Source organism: Mycobacterium sp. (assembly GCF_002863225.1).
Classification (GTDB): Bacteria; Actinomycetota; Actinomycetes; order Mycobacteriales; family Mycobacteriaceae; genus Mycobacterium.
Window position 1 is genome coordinate 1 of the sequence record NZ_PKEK01000102.1, and the last position, 3323, is coordinate 3323.

Below are 3323 nucleotides of genomic sequence, written 5' to 3' on the forward strand. Positions count from 1 at the left end.
GCACCGCATCGCACTAACCCAGATCCGCCTCGTCGACAGCCCAGGACACGCCTACTACCGGATGAGACTCGCCGACGGCGACTCCACCAAAGAAGCTTTGCGCTGCCTCAAACGACGCCTAGCACGAGTCGTCTACAACCGCTTACACGCCGACGAACAAACACGCCACCACACAGGCCAAACCACCGCGGCTTGACATAGGAGCAATGCTCAGCACCTGGCGCGCCACACTCGCACCTTCAAGCCAACCTAACTAGCGGGCCTAAGTGTCAGGCGGTGACACCCGGCCCGCGCCTCTCTTCCTCTTCACCACTCCTGTTCTCTTCACCCTTACCTCGTTGTTGCTAACCCCCTGGCTATGACAGTTTGATTCAGGACCGGTGTGACGGCCTGATTCAGGACCACCTTCTTTCAGACCGGTGTGTTGTGACGGTTTGATTCAGGACCACCCTCGACGGTTGGCGTGTCGATTATTGGCTCGCTGTCGGAGGGTTCCGGATGGGAAGTCGTGTGGAGCTGTTCGCCCAGATACGTAGGGACGCCCGGGTCGAGGGTTTGGGTATTCGGGCGCTTGCTCGTAAGTACAAGGTTGGCCGGGATACGGTCCGGCACGCGTTGGCGAATCCGGAGCCGCCGAGGCGGAAGACACCGGTGCGGGAGTCGCCGAAACTGGGCCCGCTCAAACCTGCGATTGATGCGATGCTGCGGACCGATCTGGATGCGCCCCGCAAGCAACGCCACACTGCGACAAGGATTTGCAATCGTCTGGCCGATGAACACGGCGTTGAGGATGTGTCGTATTCGTCGGTGCGTGACTATGTCCGGGTCCGTCGTGCGGAGATCATCGCCGAGTCCGGTAAGCAGGCGCAGGAAGCGTTCGTGCCGCAGGAACACCCGCCCGGCGCTGAAGCTGAGGTTGATTTCGGCGAGGTTCACGTCATCCTCGCTGGTGTCAGAACCCGCTGCTACATGTTCGTTTTCCGAATGTCGATGTCCGGCAAGGCAGTCCATCGGGTGTATGCGACTCAGTCGCAGGAGGCGTTCCTCGAAGGCCACATCGAAGCATTCGACGTGATCGGCGGCATCCCGGTGCGCCATATCCGCTACGACAACTTGAAGTCTGCGGTCACCTCGGTGGTGTTCGGCCGCGGTCGGGGCAGGGTCGAGAACGACCGGTGGGTGCTGTTCAGATCGTTCTACGGGTTCGACCCGTTCTACTGCCAGCCGGGAGTGAAAGGCGCCCACGAGAAAGGCGGAGTCGAGGGCGAGATCGGACGTTTCCGCCGCACCTGGCTCACGCCCATGCCGGAAGTGGACTCGCTGTCAGAGCTCAACGACTACATCCGCCGCTGCGAAGCACGTGAGGATCATCGGCGGGTCACCGGCCGGCTGCACACCGTGGGCCAGGACTTCCAGACCGAACGAGAACATCTCGCCGCTCTGCCTGCCGAGCGGTTCGACCCGGGGCTGGTGCTGCATCCACGGGTGGACCGGTCGGCGCTGATCACGGCGCGGTCGGCGAAGTACTCGGTTCCCGCCCGGTTGATCGGACGCAAAGTCAGGGTGTCGCTGCGGGCCTCGGAGTTGGTCGTCTTCGACGGCCGCACTATCGCCGCACGCCATGAACGCGTCACGACCCGCAACGGGCAATCGATCAACCTCGACCACTATCTGGAGGTGTTGCACTGCAAACCCGGCGCGTTGCCCGGCTCCACCGCGCTTGCTCAGGCCCGCGCCGCCGGCACTTTCACCGCAGCGCACGAGGCGTTCTGGCAGCAGGCCCGCCGCGTCGACGGCGATGCTGGCGGGACTCGCTCGCTAATCGACGTGCTGCTGCTGCACCGCAGCATGCGCGCTACCGATGTGATCGCCGGGATCCACGCCGCCCTGTCGGTCGGTGCCGTTTCAGCGGATGTGGTCGCGGTCGAAGCACGCCTGCATGCCGCCGGTGGTGGTCTCGAATCAGACCGTCACGCCGGTAACCATGCCAATACCGTCGATTACCGGGTCGTCAGTCTGACCCAGCGCCGCCTGGCTGATCCAGCGACCGTGATCGCCGGCCTGCCACCCGACACCCGGCCGCTGCCTGACGTCGCGGCCTACGACGAGCTGCTCCAACGCAGACCCCCAACACCGCCACCCGGTGACGGAATGGAAGGAACGACTGGATCATGAGCACGGCCACGAAAGTCACCAACACCCTGCGCCGCCAACGCGGGATGACCCCACAAGCGGCCCAAGCCGCCGTCGATTCCGCATGCCGACGCCTGCGGTTGCCGACCGTGCGTGCGGTGATCGACGAAGCAGTGAAAGTCGCCGAGCGTGAACAGCTCACCTACCACGGCTTCCTCGCCGAACTGCTCCTGGCCGAATGCGATGACCGGGACCGCCGATCCACCTTGCGGCGAGTCGCAGCGGCCGGGTTTCCACGTCAGAAATGGTTGGGCGACTTCGATTTCGACGCCAACCCAAACATCAACGCCGCCACCGTACATACCGTCGCCCAAGGCGATTGGATACGCCGAGGCGACCCGCTCTGCCTGATCGGCGACTCGGGCACCGGCAAGTCCCACCTGCTCATTGGTGTGGGCACCGCCGCCGCCGAGCAAGGCTTCCGCGTCCGCTACACACTGGCGACCAAACTGGTCAACGAACTCGTCGAGGCCGCCGATGAAAAGCAACTCGCCCGCACGATCGCCCGCTACGGCCGCGTCGATCTTTTATGTATCGACGAACTCGGCTACATGGAACTCGACCGCCGGGGCGCGGAGTTGCTGTTCCAAGTACTCACTGAACGCGAGGAAAAGGCGTCAGTAGCCATCGCATCCAACGAGAGTTTCTCCGGCTGGACCAAAACCTTCACCGACCCCCGACTCTGCGCCGCGATCGTCGACCGACTCACCTTCCACGGCACCATCATCGAAACCGGCACCACCTCATACCGGCTCAGCCATACCCGCGGTAGCAGCTCGCGATCACAGCCTACGAAGACGCCTGAGCCACCACCTCCTCGCCGAGGTGGTCCCGAATCAAGCCGTCACAGTGGTCCTGAGTCAGGTTGACATAGAGAGATGGCCGACTGCGTCCGGTTATGCTTGGACTGCGCAGCGATTTGCTCATGGGATTTGCCTCGGAAAACAAGCTGACCAGTACTAATGACGACGCAGACCTTCCATGGAAGGACGTATGGACTTTCGAGAGTAGCTTAGGGATTCGAAGACGACTGGATTACATTATGGTCAGCGACACCTTTCACATTATACGCGCCGGTGCGAGCAACCAACTCGATCTAGGTTCTGATCATCGTGCAGTTGGGGCATGCA

At 62.7% G+C, this 3323-nt stretch carries 3 protein-coding genes and 1 pseudogene; all 4 read left to right on the forward strand.

Annotation, left to right across the window (positions count from 1 at the left end; genetic code table 11):
- A pseudogene (locus tag CYU59_RS27495) lies at positions 1 to 196 on the forward strand (IS110 family transposase); the annotation flags it as partial.
- A gap of 302 nt (positions 197 to 498) precedes the next feature.
- On the forward strand, positions 499 to 2175 hold the full coding sequence (istA, locus tag CYU59_RS27500; RefSeq protein WP_055578112.1) for an IS21 family transposase: 1677 nt from the start codon (positions 499 to 501) through the stop codon (positions 2173 to 2175).
- Positions 2172 to 3062 carry an IS21-like element helper ATPase IstB gene (istB, locus tag CYU59_RS27505; protein WP_082275278.1) on the forward strand — a complete coding sequence of 297 codons (891 nt, stop codon included), beginning with the start codon at positions 2172 to 2174 and terminating at the stop codon, positions 3060 to 3062. Before istA ends, istB begins: the two co-directional genes overlap by 4 nt.
- A gap of 29 nt (positions 3063 to 3091) precedes the next feature.
- A partial coding sequence (locus tag CYU59_RS27510; RefSeq protein WP_293004444.1) for a hypothetical protein occupies positions 3092 to 3323 on the forward strand: 232 nt, incomplete at its 3' end.